The organism is Mesorhizobium sp. M0408, from assembly GCF_040321495.1.
Classification (GTDB): domain Bacteria; phylum Pseudomonadota; class Alphaproteobacteria; order Rhizobiales; family Rhizobiaceae; genus Mesorhizobium.
In genome coordinates this window covers 24,530-40,451 of record NZ_JAMYRO010000019.1, presented here as the reverse complement: position 1 = coordinate 40,451, position 15,922 = coordinate 24,530, and the positions used below count along the sequence as shown (strand labels likewise).

14 protein-coding genes are annotated in these 15,922 nt (G+C 62.9%); 5 read left to right on the top strand and 9 right to left on the bottom strand.

What is annotated here, in order from left to right; genetic code table 11:
* Positions 1-62: 62 nt before the first annotated feature.
* Both NKI67_RS22005 and NKI67_RS22000 read right to left on the bottom strand, forming a co-directional pair.
* Positions 63-1,463, bottom strand: a complete 1,401-nt coding sequence (locus tag NKI67_RS22005) for an ArnT family glycosyltransferase (protein ID WP_352646744.1) — start codon at positions 1,461-1,463, stop codon at positions 63-65.
* Positions 1,464-1,671: 208 nt separating this feature from the next.
* Entirely contained in the window at positions 1,672-2,844 is a 1,173-nt protein-coding gene (locus NKI67_RS22000) for a helix-turn-helix transcriptional regulator (protein WP_352646742.1), read from the bottom strand.
* Positions 2,845-3,099: 255 nt separating this feature from the next.
* Between NKI67_RS22000 and NKI67_RS21995 the strand changes: the two genes are divergently transcribed.
* The 3 genes from NKI67_RS21995 (at position 3,100) to NKI67_RS21985 (ending at position 4,609) form a co-directional block, all read left to right on the top strand.
* Positions 3,100-3,498, top strand: coding sequence for an NADH:ubiquinone oxidoreductase subunit NDUFA12 (locus NKI67_RS21995; RefSeq protein ID WP_352458848.1), 399 nt, complete (start codon positions 3,100-3,102; stop codon positions 3,496-3,498).
* Positions 3,499-3,669: 171 nt separating this feature from the next.
* Positions 3,670-4,152 (top strand): DUF2155 domain-containing protein, encoded by a 483-nt coding sequence (locus tag NKI67_RS21990; protein WP_352451095.1) that lies wholly within the window; start codon positions 3,670-3,672, stop codon positions 4,150-4,152.
* Positions 4,153-4,240: 88 nt separating this feature from the next.
* Positions 4,241-4,609: a hypothetical protein gene (locus NKI67_RS21985; RefSeq protein WP_352458853.1), complete on the top strand. Its 369-nt coding sequence runs from the start codon at positions 4,241-4,243 to the stop codon at positions 4,607-4,609.
* 83 nt (positions 4,610-4,692) lie between these two features.
* On the opposite strand, the gene aat is transcribed toward NKI67_RS21985, so the two are convergent.
* The 6 genes from aat to NKI67_RS21955 form a co-directional block, all read right to left on the bottom strand.
* A complete protein-coding gene (gene aat / locus NKI67_RS21980) occupies positions 4,693-5,310 on the bottom strand; it encodes a leucyl/phenylalanyl-tRNA--protein transferase (protein ID WP_023674821.1) in 618 nt (205 codons plus the stop codon).
* A 15-nt stretch (positions 5,311-5,325) separates the two neighbouring features.
* Positions 5,326-6,669 carry an acetyl-CoA carboxylase biotin carboxylase subunit gene (gene accC, locus NKI67_RS21975; protein WP_023674822.1) on the bottom strand — a complete coding sequence of 448 codons (1,344 nt, stop codon included), beginning with the start codon at positions 6,667-6,669 and terminating at the stop codon, positions 5,326-5,328.
* Positions 6,670-6,688: 19 nt separating this feature from the next.
* Complete coding sequence (gene accB / locus NKI67_RS21970; protein ID WP_023674823.1) at positions 6,689-7,147, bottom strand: acetyl-CoA carboxylase biotin carboxyl carrier protein; 459 nt, start codon at positions 7,145-7,147, stop codon at positions 6,689-6,691.
* A gap of 26 nt (positions 7,148-7,173) precedes the next feature.
* Positions 7,174-7,608: a type II 3-dehydroquinate dehydratase gene (gene aroQ, locus NKI67_RS21965; RefSeq protein ID WP_031211260.1), complete on the bottom strand. Its 435-nt coding sequence runs from the start codon at positions 7,606-7,608 to the stop codon at positions 7,174-7,176.
* A gap of 163 nt (positions 7,609-7,771) precedes the next feature.
* Positions 7,772-8,575 carry a DsbA family protein gene (locus NKI67_RS21960; protein WP_023674825.1) on the bottom strand — a complete coding sequence of 268 codons (804 nt, stop codon included), beginning with the start codon at positions 8,573-8,575 and terminating at the stop codon, positions 7,772-7,774.
* 70 nt (positions 8,576-8,645) lie between these two features.
* Positions 8,646-10,040, bottom strand: a complete 1,395-nt coding sequence (locus tag NKI67_RS21955) for a M48 family metalloprotease (RefSeq protein WP_352472763.1) — start codon at positions 10,038-10,040, stop codon at positions 8,646-8,648.
* A gap of 145 nt (positions 10,041-10,185) precedes the next feature.
* Here NKI67_RS21955 and NKI67_RS21950 point away from each other — a divergent pair, with 145 nt between their 5' ends.
* Together NKI67_RS21950 and NKI67_RS21945 are read left to right on the top strand one after the other, a co-directional pair.
* On the top strand, positions 10,186-11,334 hold the full coding sequence (locus tag NKI67_RS21950) for a pyridoxal phosphate-dependent aminotransferase (RefSeq protein WP_352570910.1): 1,149 nt from the start codon (positions 10,186-10,188) through the stop codon (positions 11,332-11,334).
* Between the two features lie 11 nt (positions 11,335-11,345).
* Positions 11,346-12,293 (top strand): glutaminase, encoded by a 948-nt coding sequence (locus tag NKI67_RS21945; protein ID WP_352570911.1) that lies wholly within the window; start codon positions 11,346-11,348, stop codon positions 12,291-12,293.
* A gap of 198 nt (positions 12,294-12,491) precedes the next feature.
* On the opposite strand, the gene NKI67_RS21940 is transcribed toward NKI67_RS21945, so the two are convergent.
* Entirely contained in the window at positions 12,492-15,452 is a 2,961-nt protein-coding gene (locus tag NKI67_RS21940) for an Rne/Rng family ribonuclease (protein ID WP_352646739.1), read from the bottom strand.
* Between the last annotated feature and the right edge of the window lie 470 nt (positions 15,453-15,922).

Below are 15,922 nucleotides of genomic sequence, written 5' to 3'. Positions count from 1 at the left end.
CACGAAGCAGCAACGCCTTCATCTCCCGCGCGGGGGACGAACTCGCATACCGGTGACGATCGTCAATGCTGTCCCTTCAGCACGACGAGATAGCCGCGTTCGACGCGAAGCCGGAACGCGATTTGCCCTGCAGTGCCGGGATCCTTGGAAACCTTGTCGATGACATAGCCGCTGGGATGCGAGCCAAGCCATTCTTCCGGTTTGTCGGTGCTTTCGAATGGCTTTTGCAACCGGGCCAGGAAGCCGACTTCGCCTTGATAGTCGAAAGCCACGGCCCAGTCCGCATCCTTTCGCTCGTCGATGAAGTTGGCGAGCGGCGTCAGATCATAGCGTTTGAACGCGGTTGCCGATGCCACCGCGTGGCCGATGCCGAAAATGACAAGCATGACGATGGCCGAGCTCTTCAGCCTGGCGAGCGGGATCTCCGCCATGAAATAGCCGAACAGGATGACCACGAACGGCAACATCGGCACGACATAATGAGGCTGCTTGCCGGATATCGCGCTGAACACGAGAAACACGGCAACGAACGAGAATGACAGCAGGCGCAAGGCGCGCAGATCCGGCGACTTCGCGTCGATCAGGCTGCGTATCCGCGTGCGCAGCTTCAACCGCCACACCTCGGGTATGAAGATCCACGGTATGAACATGACCGGCAGCAGCAGCAGATAGAAATAGAACGGCCGGCCGTGCGAATTGCGCAAATTGCCGGTGACACGCCCCGCCGACTGGTTCCAGACGAGATCATAAACGAAATTGCCTTTGGTCAGGATGGTCGCCGGCACCAGCCAGATCGCCACCGGAATCAGCGCGGCGAGCACTGCCAGGCCCACTCCAGCGAGGAAGTTCGGTGTCGTCAGTCCCGCCCGCCCGTCGCGCCAGAACGGGTAGAACAGGATGGGCGCGCCGATATGGATCAGCACCACCGGGCCTTTCGTCAGCACGCCCATGCCGATGAACAGCCCGGCCAGAACGGCCTGCCAGCGGTTGCCGCTGCGGGCAAAGGCAATCAACGACAACAGCGCGGCGAGCACGAAGACCGTCAGCAACAGGTCGAACAGGATCAGCGTCGAATAGATGACGAACACGCTGCTTCCGGCAACCAGCCAGGGGATGCGCCGCGCGATGTCGTCGCGGCCCGGAAACAGGGTCTTTGCCAACGCCGTCGTCAGCCAGATGACGAGCGAGGAGGCGGCGAAGATGACCAGCATCGCCGCCGGCCGGCTGGCGCCGAGAATGTTCCAGACAAGGTCGATAAGCCAAAACAGCAGTGGCGGCTTCTGCAGATAGGGCGCGAAATTCATCGTCGGGACGAAGATCTGTCCGCTCAGATACATTTCCCAGGTGACGCTGAGATATCGCGTTTCGTCGACGGGCAGCAGTGGCCGGAAAGCGACCGCGATTACGATCAGCCCAAGCAGAAAGAGGTAGGGGAGCAGCCGCTCGGTAGATGTCGGTGTCAAAGATCGAGATCCGCGCCAGAAACCATTTTCATTCCAGCCGAGCATAGTGCCGCGTTTCTGGACCGCGAACGACCGCACCATGATTTTGGCCGAATTGCAACGATGCCGGTTTCGTTTCGCAGATTTTGCGGACGATGGTCTCAAGGGCTTGAAAAACTTGCCGGCCGAGTCTTCTGGACCGCTGCCGGTCCGGGGAACCTGAGCAAAATCACCTGGAGCGCAAGGGTAAGCGCAAGGGTGGCGACAATTCGCGCATCAACAGTTCGAGCTCGCGCTGATCGCCTGTACCGGTCTTGTCGAAGATCGTCGCCAGCTGCGACTTGACGGTGCCGTCCGAGACGCCGCCGGCCGCGGCGATTTCCTTTCGCGTCAGGCCGGCGGCAACGTGACCGGCGACGCGCCTTTCTGCCGCGGTCAATCCGAACAGCGCCGCAATGGCGTCCAGCGCCGGGATTGGTGCCGAACCGGCCGCCGCGATGAAGATCGCTGCAGCGGCGCGCTGCGAGATGCGCGCCGAGATCTCACGCCGCGCCAGCGGCATCACATGGGCCACCGCCGGAACGGCCGTCTTGGCCAGGGGAATGTTGATGCCGCAAGGTCCGAGCGCGAATTCGTCGCGCGTGCCGAGCTGGACGGCGCGGCCGATCGCGGCATTGGCATTGGCATAGGTGAAGGAAAGCTGGCCGCGCACACAAGCAACCGAAATGTTTTCGGCGAGCAGCGCTTCGGCTGATGGATTGGCGAAGATGATGGTCATGTCTTCGGCGACGATCAGCACCGGATGGTCGAGGCTTTCGATGATGGAGCGGAAGATTTCGGCCTTGCGCCGCTCGGCCTCGAACAGGTCGCCGATGGTCACCGCGCGCCGCACATGCGGTGCCAGCAGGCAGACAAGCTCGATATCCTCGCGGGAAATCTGGCGCCTGTCCTTGTCGGTAACCACCATCAACGTGCCGATCCGGGTCGGCCGCTTCATCAACGCCACCCAGAAGAAATCGTCCAGGCGGTTGGGTTGCACCCATTCGCGCACGATGCGGCTTTCGAGCCATCTCTGTCGCGTATCCGGGCCTTGCAGGGCGTAGATCGAATCGACGGTGAACGGCACGTCGACCTCCATCTTGGGAACCGCCGCATAGAACGGCACTTGCGAGCCGTAGTCATGCTTCAACGGCTCAAGAACTGCGGGATCGCCGCAAGACACCGAAAACCGCGCGGAGCTGCTGATCGTGTCGATGACGGCGAGCATGGCAAGCTGGCCTTCCGCCAGGTTGCAGATGGCCTCGAGTGTCGCCTGCCAGCGGTCGACGTCGGCAATCGAATCGTAGATCGCCTCAACGACCTGCGGCAACGCGCGACCGGCCGTGCCCGCCAGCGATGACATGAGCCCCTCTCATTTGCCGTCCTTGAGGCAACGAAGCTTCAACTCCTAGAATAACGCTGCGTAAGGTTGCCAACAACCCATTTCATCTGCTTCGGGCGGCCGCGAAAATAACATGATCGTTTCGCTTTCCCGCCACCCATTTGCTCCTCGGTTGCGGCAAGACGCTTGCCTTCGCAATGCCGTGACGCCATAAGCAGGAACAGGCGCCGCAGCCGCCGCGAGGACTTGCTTCAAGGACTTGCCACGAGGATTTGGATGAAAACTTTCCTTCTGCAGTTTTTCACCTGGTGGAATAGCCAGACATTGGGAACGCGCTTCCACACCTGGCGGCACGGCAAGAAGGTCGGGCAGGACGAGGTCGGCAACGTCTACTATGAGGGCGGCGTCGATTCGGAAGGCCGCACCCGTCGCTGGGTCATCTACCGCAACTATTCGGAAGCCTCGGCGATCCCGCCCGGCTGGCACGGCTGGATCCATCATCGTGTCGACGTTGCGCCGCCAAGCGAAGACTACAAGCCACGCGACTGGCAAAAGCCGCATGTGCCGAACCTCACCGGCAGCCCCGCGGCCTATCGCCCGAAAGGCTCGGTGCTGACCAACCAGCATCGTCCGCAGGTGACGGGCGACTACGACGCCTGGACGCCTGGTTCGTGATCGATCGCCGCGACACGCGCGCGGTCCCCACGGGGGCGGTCCCCACGAGGGCGGTCCCAACGAGGGCGGTCCTTTGTCGCCACAATTGCTGTTTAGCTGTTTGCTGATCCGACAGCAGCAACTAGCCTTGGCGTTAAGAGAATCACCCGGGCGCAAACCACCGGACCTTGCATGAGCATGTTCAGCCGAATTTTGACGGGCGGATTAACCGCGGTCGTTCTCGCTTCTATGGTGGCGCTTGCTGCTGCGCAGGAATTGGCGCCGCCTGCGCCGGACGCGTCGGTGGCGCCTGCAGCACCCGCAGTATCCGAGCGCATCACCAATCCCGTCGCTGAATTCGCCGGCATCGACAAGATCACCGGCCGTATCATCACCTTCGATGTCTACATCGACGAGACGGTGCAGTTCGGCGCTTTGCAAGTGACGCCGCGCATCTGCTATTCGCGGCCCGAAAACGAAGAGCCGAAGACGGATTCGTTCGTCGAGGTCGACGAGATCACGCTCGACCGGAAAATACGCCGTATCTTCACCGGCTGGATGTTTGCCGAAAGCCCCGGGATCAACGCCGTCGAGCATGCCGTCTATGATATCTGGCTGAAGGGCTGCAAGCAGAAGTCCGACGTGCCAGCACCCGCCGCCCCCAAAACCAACTAGAATCTGTCAGCGCGCGGCGGATACCGCCTCTTGCGGAACCGCCGTGTTGCCCGAGCGTTGGTGCCTCTCTACGGAGGAGGTTGCCATGATGATGGCCAACAAGAACGAACTTCTCGACATCGAAAGGGGATTCTGGAGCGGCGGCGCCGACTATTTCAAGGCCAATGCCGATACCGAATGCCTGGTGGCCTTCCCGCAGATGGCGCGGGTGATGAGCAATACCGATCTGGCCGCAACTGCCACGGACCCGAACCGCTGGCGCGATCTCGACATCGATCTCAAGGGCATCATCGAGCCGGGCAGCGACATCGTCATGCTGACCTACGAGGCGCGTGCGACGCGGCAAGATGGCGAAGCCTATGCGGCGCTGGTCAGCACCGGCTATGTCCATCGCGTCAATGGCTGGAAGATGATGTTCCACGCACAGACGCCGCTGGTGACGGCAGCAAAAGGCTGACCGGCCGCAAGAGCAATTCCGGGAAAGTGTGAACGGCTTTCCGTCCGGAATTGTGTTTCTGTGAAACGATGAACCATACCAGTTTATGGAAAAAACACGGCCTCGCCCTTCAGCGCCTCGGCCAGCATCTTCTCGTACTTGCCGCGCGGCACGTCGATTGCACCGAAGCGTTTGAGATGCTCGGTGGTGAACTGCGTATCGAGCAGTGCAAAGCCACGCGCCTTCAGGCGTTCGACGAGGTGAACCAGGCAGGCCTTTGACGCGTCGGTCTCCCTGGCGAACATGCTCTCGCCGAAGAACACGCGGCCGAGCGATACGCCGTAGAGCCCCCCGACCAATCGGTCGTTGTGCCAGGCCTCGACCGAATGGCAATGGCCCATCCGATGCAGCTCGATATAGGCTTCGCGGATCGGCGCGTTGATCCAGGTCGACCGCCGTTCCTCGCGCCTTTCGGCGCAGGCCTCGATCGTCGCCTCGAAGTCGAAATCGATGCGGAACTCGAACAGGTTCTTGCGGATCGTCTTTCTCAGGCTTTTCGGTATGTGGAACCCGTCGAGCGGAATGATGCCGCGCGTCTCCGGTCGCACCCAGAATACTTCGGGGTCATTGGCGCTTTCGGCCATCGGGAAGACGCCGGAGGCATAGGCTTTGAGCAACAGGTCGGTCGGGATGCGATAACCGGGTGCGTAGGGACGGGTCATCGCTTCGCCCCTGTGTCACTCGCCTTCGGCCAGGTATTTTTCCAGCCAGTGAATATCGTAGTCCCCATTGGCGATGTCGGCGTTGCCAACGAGGTCGCGAAACAGTGGCAGCGTCGTCTTGATGCCGTCGACGACGAATTCGTCGAGCGCGCGCCGCAGCCGCATCATGCATTCGACGCGGTTGCGGCCGTGCACGATCAGCTTGCCGATCAGGCTGTCGTAGTAGGGCGGGATCTTGTAGCCGGAATAGACGCCGGAATCGACACGGATGCCGAGGCCGCCCGGCGTGTGGAAATGGGTGATGGTGCCCGGCGAGGGGGTGAAGGTGCGCGGATCCTCGGCATTGATGCGGCATTCGATGGCATGGCCGTGGAAGCGGATGTCCTCCTGGCGCACCGAAAGTCCGCCGCCCGAGGCGACGCGGATCTGCTCGTGCACGAGGTCGATGCCGGTAATCGCCTCGGTCACCGGATGTTCGACCTGCAGGCGCGTGTTCATCTCTATGAAATAGAACTCGCCGTCCTCATAGAGGAATTCGATGGTGCCGGCGCCGGAATAGCCGAGATCGGCGATCGCCCTGGCGCAGACGCCGCCAATATGCGCGCGCTCTTCGGCATTGAGCGCCGGCGAGGGCGCTTCTTCCCAGACCTTCTGGTGGCGGCGCTGCAGCGAGCAGTCGCGCTCGCCGAAATGCACGCCGCGCCCGGCGCCGTCGCCGAACACCTGCACTTCGATATGGCGCGGCTTCTGCAGATATTTCTCGATATAGACTGCGTCGTCGCCGAAGGCCGCACCCGCCTCCGAGCGTGCCGTCTGCAGCGCCACCTCGAGATCGGCCTCGCTACGCGCCACTTTCATGCCGCGCCCGCCGCCGCCGGCCGACGCCTTGATGATCACGGGGTAGCCGATCGCGGCGGCAATGCGCTTGGCTTCCTTGTCCTCGGTGACCGCGCCGTCGGAGCCGGGCACCACGGGAATGCCGAGGCGTTTTGCGGTACGCTTGGCTTCGATCTTGTCACCCATGATGCGGATATGGTCGCCGGTCGGGCCGATGAAGGTGATGTTGTGCGCGGCGAGGATGTCGGCGAACTTGGCGTTCTCCGACAGAAAACCGTAGCCGGGATGCACCGCGTCGGCGCCGGTGATCTCGCAGGCGGCGACGATCTGGTGGATGTTGAGATAGCTGTCGCGCGACGGCGGCGGGCCGATGCAGACGCTCTCGTCGGCGAGACGCACATGCATGGCGTCGGCGTCGGCGGTCGAATGCACCACCACCGTCTGGATGCCGAGCTCCTTGCAGGCGCGCAGCACCCTGAGGGCGATTTCGCCGCGATTGGCGATGAGGATTTTCTGGAACATCTTTCGCCTGTTCCCGGCTCTACTCGATCACGACGAGCGGCATGCCATATTCGACCGGCTGCGCATCTTCAAACAGGATCGCCGTCACCGTGCCGGCGCGCGGCGAGGGTATCTGGTTCATCGTCTTCATTGCTTCGATGATCAGCAGCGTCTGGCCTTCCTTGACCTTCTGGCCGATTTCGATGAACGGCCTGGCGTCGGGCGACGGTGCCAGATAGGCGGTGCCGACCATCGGCGAGGCAACGGCGTTCTTCGACACGTCGGGCGTCGCCGGCGCGGCCGCTGCCGCAGGCTGCGCGGCTGCCGGGGCATAGGCCGGCTGAGCTGTGGCGACGGCATGGACGGCCGGGGCCTGCCGCGAGACGCGCACCTTCAGATCGCCCAGCTCGACCTCGATCTCGGTCAGGTTGGTGTCGTTCAGTATGCCCGCCAGATCGCGGATCAGCTGCTGGTCAACACCGTTCTTCTTTATCGACATTTTCGAGCCTTCTGTTTGTTGGCCGGTCATAGGCGTGCAGCCAGCGCCTGCAGCGCCAGCGTGTAGCCGAGCGGCCCGAACCCGCAGATCATGCCGACGGCGACCGGCGCGACCATGGAGACGTGGCGGAATGGTTCCCGCGCGTGGATGTTGGAGAGATGCACCTCAGCGACCGGCAGCGGCGCGACAGCGCGGATGGCATCGTGAATGGCGATCGAGGTATGGCCGTAGGCGCCCGGATTAATGACGATCGCGGCGGCCTTGTCGGCGGCCTCCTGGATCCAGTCGACGAGGTCGCCCTCATGGTTCGATTGGCGGAAATCGATCTCCAGCCCAAGTGCGGCACCTGCCTGCTTGCAGTCGTCGGCGATCGCGGCAAGCGTCTTGCCGCCATAGATGCCCGGCTCGCGCTTGCCGAGCGCGTTGAGATTGGGGCCGTTCAGGACGAAAACCGTTTTCAAAATATGCCGACCTTTCCCGGCGCGGCTAAGCCGGCGCGCCGGACCCTCTATAATGGGCATAGACGCTGGCGAAAAGAGCGCAAGTGCGTTCTTTCGCCGTCCACAACAGCCGGAAAACGGCCCGTGCCGGAAACCCGCAGCCTAATCGAAACCCGAATGCTGATCAGAGCGCGGCCTTCGCCGCCTCGATCTTTTCGGCCAGCACTTCCTGGCCAAGCGCGCCGAACACCACCTCGTTGCCGACGACATAGGACGGCGTTCCGGTGATGGCGAGCTTGGTGGCGAGGTCATAGGTCTTGGAGAAGGCCTCGGTGATGCTCGGGTCCTTCATCTTTTCGCGCAGCGCCGCCTCGTCGGCGCCGAGCGACAGCGCCACCTTGATTGCCGCCGCCTCGGTGGCGCGCCCCTGGCCGCCGAGCAGCGCATTGTGGAATTCGCCGTATTTCTCCGGCTTCATCAAATGGAAGGCCATCGAGACGACGCTCGCCTTCTGCGAATCCGGGCCGAGGATCGGGAACTCCTTGAGTACGAAGCGCAGGTCCGGATCGGCCTTGGTCAGCGCGCGCATGTCGTCGATGGCGCGTTTGCAGTAGCCGCAATTATAATCATAGAATTCGACGATGGTGACCTTGCCGTTCGGATTGCCGACAACACCGTCAAAGGAGGAATTGAAGATCTGGTCCTTGGCGTCTTTGATGACGCCGAGACTGGCGACGCGCTGTTCTTCCTTCTGCTTGGCCTCGAGTGCCTGCTGTGCCTCCAGAAGCACTTCCGGGTTCTTCAGGAGATAGTCGCGGACGATGCCTTCGACTTCGGTGCGGTCGAGCTTGGTACCCGAGGACGCCGTCTGGGCAAGCTGCGCCGTGCCGGCCTTCGCCGTCTGCGGATTGCCGGCGACGAAGCCGAATGCCAGCATGGCGAGAGCCGCTGCCACTCCGGTAGTGCCCAGCAGAATTGCCTTGGTCATGATCCTCGATCCTCTTGCCCGTGTTCCGGTCCGCTCGCTTTGGCTGTGTCGCAGCCTGCGTCCGAAAGGTTCACTTCTTCTTACCTGATGGTGCGTAGTTTATAATGTCCTGCGCGCGAAGCCAGCCCGGCTCGCCCCGCTTCATGCTCTGCTGCGCCCGCATGGCGAAGATTTTCGCATTCTTGTAGTCGCCGGAATAGAAATGCCCTTCGGCGGTTGCAAGCTCGGCGGCCGGGATGTTGCCGAGTTCCCCGTAAGCCTGTGCCAGATAGCGGTATCCGGCGGCGTTTTCGCGATCCCGTCCGAGGCCGGTGTTGATCTGCGCCACCGCCTTCTTCAGCGAATCCTGCGTGCCGATCGCCATCAGCGCCTGGCCGTAAGAGACCGGCAGCAGCCCCGATCGCGCCGGATCGAGGCTGACCGACTTGGCATAGGCGTCCGCCGCATCCTTCGGCCGGTTCGCCTTCATCAGGATGTCGCCGCGTAATTCCTGGAAATAGGGATTTTTCGGCTGTTCCTTGATCAACGCGTTGGTCTTGGTGAGCGCCGACGCCAGATTGCCGAAAAGATAGGTCATCTGCGCGTCGCCATAGCGTGAGGCGAGGCTGCCGGGGTTCTTGCGCATCAATCGCGACGCCGCCGCCTGGCCCTGCATGTAGGCGGCGATCTTGATGCGCATCATGTCGTGGCGCTGCTGCAGTGCCGGCGGGTCGACCTTGTCGACGTAAGGGCTCTGCTTCACCAGCACTTCGAGATTGGCGATACGCTCCTGCGGCATCGGATGGCTGATCCTGTAGGGATCGACTTGCGCGCCCGAGAGCGACAATGCGTTCTGGAAGCGGCCAAACGTCTTCAGCATGCCCATGCCGGACTGGCCGGTTGCATTGAGATAGGTGATCGCCGAACGGTCGGCGGTCATCTCTTCGGTGCGCTGATAAGCGAGGATACTGCGTTGCGCCATCTCGCCGCCGCCGGCCACCACGCCCATGCCGGCGCCGGCGAGACCGCGGCTGTTGCTGGTGGCGCCGGCCACCATGGCGCCGGCGCCAAGCAGCGTCGCCAGGATCGCCATCGTCTTGGCGCGCTCGAGCTGTTCTCGCAATTTCTGCTGGTGTCCGCCGGCGATATGGCCGGCCTCGTGGGCAATGACGCCAATGATCTCGTTGGGCGTTTCGGCCGTCATCAGCGCGCCGGTGTTGATGAACAGGCGGCGGCCGGCAACAAAGGCGTTGAAGCTCTGGTCGTTGACCAGCACGATGTTGATGGCGTCGCCCGACAAGCCCGCCGCCTTGAAGATCGGCCGCGCGTAATCGCGCACCAGCGCCTCGATCTCGGCATCGCGCACAACCGGCACATTCTGCGCAAAGGCATTGACCGAGCCGGCCATGGCGACCACCGCGGCAAGCGAAAGCGTCGCGAGGGCGCGCGCTGTCCTGGCGATCGTCGATTTGGGTCGGCTCAACATGGCAGGTCCACTGGTAGACGAGTGGGCGAAGGATGAAAAGTCGGCAGCCTAAACTTACCGAACTTGTGATCCCCACACCAATCGGGCATTTGTGCGGCGCGGCCAGCATGGCCGGCACGTGCGGACAAGTGTGGTGGATTGAAAAATGGTTGTTTCGCTTTCGCGCCGCGGCGCGGTCGAACCGTTCCATGCCATGGACATCCTGGCCGAGGCGAATCGGCTGAAAGCCAAGGGCCTGCCGGTCGTTTCCATGGCCGTCGGCCAGCCTTCCGATCCGGCGCCGGCCGGGGTTCGCGAAGCGGCGGCCAATGCCTTGAAAGCAGGCCGCATCGGCTATACCGACGCGCTGGGCCTCGCCGGCCTGCGCAAGGCGATCGCGGCGCATTATGGCGAGCACTACGGGCTTGACGTTTCGCCCGAGCGGATAGCCGTCACCACCGGATCGTCGGCTGCCTTCAACCTCGCTTTCCTGGCAATGTTCGATCCAGGCGACCGCGTCGCCATCGCTGCGCCCGGCTATCCTGCCTATCGCAACATCATGGCCGCGCTCGGCATCGACATCGCCGAGATCGAGTTGGACGGCGCCGCCTATCTGCATGCCGAGCACCTGCAAGCCGCGCATCGCGAAAAACCGCTGAAGGGCGTGCTGTTCGCCAGCCCGGCCAACCCGACCGGCGCGGTCATCCCCGCCGGCGATCTCGAGGCGCTGGTCGAGACGGCGCAAGAGCTCGGCATCGCCGTCATGTCGGACGAAATCTATCACCGGCTGGCCTATGCGGCGCCCGACACGACCGCGCTTTCTTTCGGCGCGGATGTGACGGTGATCAATTCCTTCTCGAAATATTATTGCATGACCGGCTGGCGCATCGGCTGGATGGTGCTGCCGCAGGAACTGGTGCGGCCAGTCGAGCGCATCGCCCAGAGCCTCTACATCTCGCCGCCCGAACTGTCCCAGATTGCCGCGATCGAGGCATTCAAGGCGACGCCAGAGCTGGAAGCGGTGAAGGCGCGCTATGCCTGGAACCGCGAGCTCCTGATGCAACGCCTGCCGGAGCTCGGCTTTGCTTTGGCCGCGCCCATGGACGGCGCGTTCTACGCCTTCTGCGACGTCACCAGGCACACCAATGACAGCATGGCGTTTGCGCGCCGGATGCTTGCCGAGGCGCATGTGGCTGCGACGCCGGGCCGCGATTTCGATCCGCTGCAGGGCCATCGCACGATGCGCTTTTCCTATGCCGGCAGCCACGACGACATGGTCGAGGCGATGGCGCGTATCGAACGCTGGCTGAAGTAGCGGGGCCGACGATGCCGGAGCTTGAACAGGCGCCCCAACTCGAACATGCGTTGCGCGAGGTCGCTGCCGAAATGGCGGAGCGTACCGATCGCGGCGACGTCGCCAGCTATATCCCCCAGCTCGGCAAGATTGATCCGAAAAAATTCGGCATTGCCGCGGTGACCAATGACGGCCGCATGCTGACCGCGGGCGATGCCGACGAGGCGTTTTCGATCCAGAGCATCTCAAAGGTGTTCACGCTGACGCTGGCGCTCGGCAATGTCGGCGACGCGCTGTGGCAGCGGGTTGGGCGCGAACCTTCGGGCAATCCGTTCAACTCGATCGTCCAGCTCGAGCACGAGAACGGCATTCCGCGCAATCCATTCATCAATGCCGGCGCCATCGTGGTCTCGGACATCCTGCTTGCCGGCCATCAGCCGCGCGAGGCGATCGGCGAGATCCTGCGCTTCATCCAGTTCCTGGCCGATGACGACACCATCATCATCGACCGCGAGGTCGCGGCGTCCGAACGCGCCACCGGCTTTCGCAATTTCGCGCTTGCCAATTACATGAAATCGTTCGGTAATCTCAATCACGCGCCGGAACTGGCGCTGGGCGTCTATTTCCACCATTGCGCTATCGCCATGAGCTGCCGGCAACTGGCCCTGGCCGGCCGCTTCCTTGCCAATGGCGGCAAGAACCCGGCGACCGGGCATTCCGTCGTCTCGGCAGAGCGCGCCCGCCGCATCGGCGCGATGATGCTGACCTGCGGCCACTATGACGGCTCCGGCGACTTCGCTTTCCGCGTCGGCATTCCCGGCAAGAGCGGCGTTGGCGGCGGCATATTGGGGATCGTGCCGGGCGTCGCCTCGCTTGCCGTCTGGTCCGCTGGCCTTAATGCCAACGGCAATTCCAGGCTGGGCTCGATCGCGTTGGAAAAACTGGCGAAGACGATGAACTGGTCGATCTTCGCGCCATAAGCATTTTGCAGCCAAATGGAATCATTTGGCGTCCGCACAAATGCGGCAAAACAAACAGTTAGAGCGGAATGCCCATTCAATTTGAATGCATTCCGCTCTGGTGCCTGTCGCCTGGAATTGGGACAAAAAATCCCGCGCAGCCGATCGGCAGCGCGGGATTTTTTTTAATCAGAAAGTCTGGCTAATGCACGGAAAAGCTTAGAAAAAGCCCTTCCGTTGCCACCAGCCGGCACGCTTCGGCTTGTCCTCGGCCTTTGCTTCCTCGGTCTTTGCCTCGTCGGGGACGATCGAGGAGACGACCGGCACGACCGGAGCATCCACCGGTACGGGCTTGCGCCGCGACGGCCGGACCTTCGGCGTTTCCTCGGCAGCCGCCACTTCGGTCTCCTGCGGAACCGGCGTGGGGGTCTCGCCGGAAGCCACTGAGGCGGCCTCGGCAGCCGATGTCTCGGCGCCCGCAATCTCGGCAACTGCATCCGCCGCAACCTTCTTCGGCTTGGCGGTACGGCGCGGCTTCTTCGGCTTTTCGGCGCTCGGCATGTCGTCGTTCGCCGGAGCGAGCACCGCAAGCTCTTCGGCCGGCGGCGCACCTTCCGGCTCGCCGGTTACGGGCTCTGCTTCCGACACGGCACCTTCCGTCATGGCGGCTGGCTCGCCGGGGGCAGCTTCCAAGCCGTCCTCGCCGTCCTCACGGCGATTGCGCTTGCCGCCGCGCTTGCCGCGCCGGCGCTTCTTGCCGTGACCGTCGTCCGCCGCTTCCGCCGTTTCGGCAACACCGGCCGGCGCTTCACGTTCCGCTTCGGCGCCTTGATCGCCGGCCGCTACGAAGGCATCGTCCATCGGCGCCGAAACGGAAGCACCTTCCACAGCAGCGCCATGCTCGCGATCGCCATGTTCACGTTCCCCGTGTTCACGATCCCCGTGTTCACGATCCTTGCCGCCGCGCCGTCTGCGGCGCTTGCGGCGCTTGCGATCGCGGCCTTCGCCGGACCTTGGCTGCTGCGGCTGCTGGGCAGGGCGTGGCTGCTCGGCCTGCACCGGTGCCTCGTCTTCCTCTTCGATGACGATCTCGTCCTCGGGTTCTTCCGGCTCGACATAGGCCGGGAACGTGCGCGCCTCGACAAAGCCTTCCGGCTTTTCGGCCAGCGCGCCGCGGAAGATGGCATAGTGTTGTGCACCGACCGCGTCATCGGCTTCGATGGTGATGGTCACGCCGAAGCGGTGCTCGAATTCCACCAGCGTGCCGCGCTTGTGATTGAGCACATAGAGCGCGGTCGCCGCCGGCGTCCGCACCGTGATGTGGCTGCGCGAATCCTTGAGCAGGAATTCCTCGATTGCCCGCACCACCATCAGCGCGACCGACGAATCGGAGCGCACATGGCCGGTGCCGCCGCAATGCGGGCAAGGCTTCATGGTCGATTCCAGCACGCTGGCACGGATGCGCTGGCGCGACATCTCCATCAGGCCGAAATGCGAGATGCGGCCGACCTGGATGCGGGCACGATCGTTCTTGAGGTGATCCTTCAGCCGCTTCTCGACGGAGCGGTTGTTGCGGTTCTCCTCCATGTCGATGAAGTCGATGACGATGAGGCCGGCGAGATCGCGCAGCCTTAATTGCCGGGCGACTTCCTCGGCGGCTTCCAGATTGGTGTGAAGTGCGGTGTCCTCGATCGAGTGCTCCTTGGTGGAACGGCCCGAATTGACGTCGATGGCGACCAGCGCTTCCGTCTGGTTGATGATGATGTAGCCGCCGCTCTTCAGCGTCACCTGCGGCTGCAGCATGCGGTCAAGCTGCGCTTCGATGCCGTTGCGCACAAAAATCGGCGTCGTGTCGCGGAACGGCTGAACCACCTTGGCGTGGCTCGGCATCAGCATGCGCATGAAGTCCTTGGCCTCGCGGTAGCCTTCTTCGCCGGAAACCAGGATCTCGTCGATATCCTTGTTGTAAAGGTCGCGCACCGAGCGCTTGATCAGGCTGCCTTCCTCATAGACCAGGGCAGGGGCCGTCGATTGCAGCGTCAGATTGCGGACGTTTTCCCAAAGCCGCATCAAATATTCGTAGTCGCGCTTGATCTCTGCCTTGGTGCGGCTTTCGCCGGCCGTACGCAGGATGACACCCATGCCTTGCGGCACTTCGAGATCGGCGACCACTTCCTTCAGCCGCTTGCGGTCCTGCGCATTGGTGATCTTGCGCGAAATACCGCCGCCGCGTGCCGTGTTCGGCATCAGCACCGAATAGCGGCCGGCCAGTGACAGGTAGGTGGTCAGCGCTGCACCCTTGTTGCCGCGCTCTTCCTTGACGACCTGTACCAGCAGGATCTGCCGGCGCTTGATCACTTCCTGGATCTTGTACTGGCGGCGCACCGGCTTGCGGCGGTTGCGCACTTCTTCCAGCGCGTCCTCGGCGCCGACCGATTCGACCTCGTGATCGTCCGGATGCGAGGATTGCACCTCTTCCAGCATGCCGCGGTCATTGTCTTCGGAGGTTGCTTCGCCGCTTGTCTCTGCCCCGCTTGTCTCGACTTGTGGAACGGCTTCGGAGATTACATCGGCATCGACGCTGGCAGCGATGGAACTCGATCCGCCTTCGGAAGGCTCGGTCTCGCCGCTATCGGCGACTTCATCGCTCTGCCCGGCGGCACCCTCGCTCTGTCCGGCAATGTCGGACATGGTGTTGTCGGCAACGGCATCCAGCTTTTCTGCGACGGCATCTTCGCCGTTCTCGCCATTCTCACCGTCGGCCGCGCCTGCCTCGCGCCTGTGCTCGCCGCGGTCGCGGCTCTTGCCGCCGCGCCGGCGTCCGCGCTTGCCACGGTCGCGGCTCTGGCGGTCCTCGCCTTCGGCGGCTTCCTCGTCCTCTTCGTCCTGGGCTTCCTGTGCTTCCGCACGCAGCAGCGCCTGACGGTCGGCGACCGGAATCTGGTAGTAGTCGGGATGTATTTCACTGAAGGCGAGGAAACCGTGACGGTTGCCGCCATATTCGACAAAGGCTGCCTGGAGGGAAGGTTCGACGCGCGTTACGCGGGCGAGATAGATATTTCCTTTGAGCTGCTTCTTGTCCTGGGATTCAAAGTCGAATTCTTCAATACGGTTACCGCGAACGACGACAACGCGTGTTTCCTCCGGGTGGGAGGCGTCTATCAGCATTTTGTTGGGCATTATTTCGTTTCCTCCCGGCAGCCGTCGGCCGCAGCTTGCAGGACACTGCCCGCTGCCGTGGACCTGGAACATGGGTGCCGGACAATTGAACGTCCGCCGGCCGCTGCCTGAGCGCCATGGCGGTGCCGCCCGCAGCCGTAGTGGCGCGGTTTGTTGCGGACCTTTCCATGATTGCGCTTGAAGCCATCGTCACCAGCAGAACCTTTTGAACCAAAGCCCGGGAAAAACCGGACCAGCTTGTTTGCTCATACAGAGCCGGCACGGGACAATCCCGGCCGTTTTGCTCACGCAGGCGATTCCCCCGCCACGGGAGCACGCCTGCGAAAATCGTCGCGATCACCGATGCCTTCTTCGCCTGAAGCGAAAGGAGCCGTCTTGCGTCTGACCTGTAGCAGGAAGCTGCGGAGGAGGACGGTTCCAGGATTGCAGTGATCCACCATCGCTTTTATGATTTGGCGGGTTGGAAGGCA